The following is a 1,323-nucleotide window of genomic DNA, read 5'->3' on the forward strand; positions in this document are numbered from 1 at the left end:
TCCCTACCCATGAACCCCGCTCCGTGCGATGAACCACGAAGCTTCGTGGTTCATCGCACGGAACGGGGTTCGGCCTCGCCTCTTCCACAACCCGCACGTTCGCCCCTCCGTCCCCGACCGCCGCCGTGACACCCCGCCCTGCCGCGTTCGGCAGGAACAGTCTCGGCATGACTCCTCCCTCCCTCCCCCCCTGCACGCCCCCCCTCGCCCCGCCCCCCGGCGACGGCCCCCGCGAGACGGCCGCCCTGCGTGCCGGCGTCCGAACCGGCACCCTGACGCGCCTCCATCGCGGTGTCTACGTCCGCACCGACGAGTGGTCACCCCTCGACGGGCGTGACCGACACGTGCTGTTGAGCCACGCCGTCATGTCGGGACTCGGAGGCGGGTGCGTGGTCTCCCATTCGTCCGCAGCGGCCGCGCACGGGCTGCCACGAGTGCTCGAGGAGCATCCGGACGTCGTGAGCGTGATCGATCCGAGGCGAGCAACGACGAGACGGTCGACGCATCTGCTCCGCCGCCCGGGCCACGTCCGGGCCGACGACGTCGAGATCATCGACGGGATGGCGGTGACGTCGCTCGCCCGCACCGCTGTGGACGTCGCACGCGTCGAACCGTTCGCCGACGCCGTCTTGTGCGCAGATGCCGTGTTGAGGCAGCTCGTCCTGCCCGAGGGCCACCGGACGGGACCGGCAGTCGTGGCCGCCCTCGGTGAACAACGAGTTGACCTCTTGGCCCGCCTCGGCCCGACATCGCACCCCGGTGGACGAGCCGCCAGGCGTGCGATCGAATTCGCCTCCCCGTGGGCTGAAAGCGGTGGCGAATCTCTCTTGAGGGTCGTGCTCTTCGAACTGGGGCTGTCCCAGGTGGAACTCCAGCGCCGGTTCATCAGCCCCGAGGGAGACGTGGTGGGCCGATGTGACGCCTTCCTCGCGGCATCAGGCACCGCCGTCGAGTTCGACGGATACGTCAAACTCACCGATCCGCGCATGCTCCACGGGAGGACGCCTGCCGAGGTGATGCGCGACCGAGCCCGTCGAGATCAGAGACTCTTGGCGTGCCCCGAGGTGAGAGCTGTCGTCCACAGCGACTACCTGGACCTCGTCGAACCCGTGCGCCTCGCCGGTCTCCTGCGGCCAGCGGGAGTGTGCCTGGACCCGCGGCGGGTGACGGCAGCCGCCCGCATCGCGGCACGTCGATTCACAGGGTCGTCGCGATGAACCCCGTTCCGCGCGATAAACCACGAAGCTTCGTGGTTCATCGCGCGGAACGTGGTTCGTCAGGGCGAGGGAGGCGGGGCGGGCGGCAGGGCGAGGGCGCCGGGCG

At 70.1% G+C, this 1,323-nt stretch carries 1 protein-coding gene; it reads left to right on the forward strand.

The features are described 5' to 3' along the window. Positions 1-167 precede the first annotated feature (167 nt). On the forward strand, positions 168-1,217 hold the full coding sequence (locus AEQ27_RS15240) for a hypothetical protein (RefSeq protein ID WP_152970410.1): 1,050 nt from the start codon (positions 168-170) through the stop codon (positions 1,215-1,217). Positions 1,218-1,323: the final 106 nt, after the last annotated feature.

The organism is Frigoribacterium sp. RIT-PI-h, from assembly GCF_001297205.1.
Taxonomy (GTDB): domain Bacteria; phylum Actinomycetota; class Actinomycetes; order Actinomycetales; family Microbacteriaceae; genus Frigoribacterium.

Coding starts and splice junctions, on each gene's coding strand:
- AEQ27_RS15240 (WP_152970410.1), top strand. CDS start 168: ATGACTCCTCCCTCCCTCCCCCCCTGCACGCCCCCCCTCGCCCCGCCC.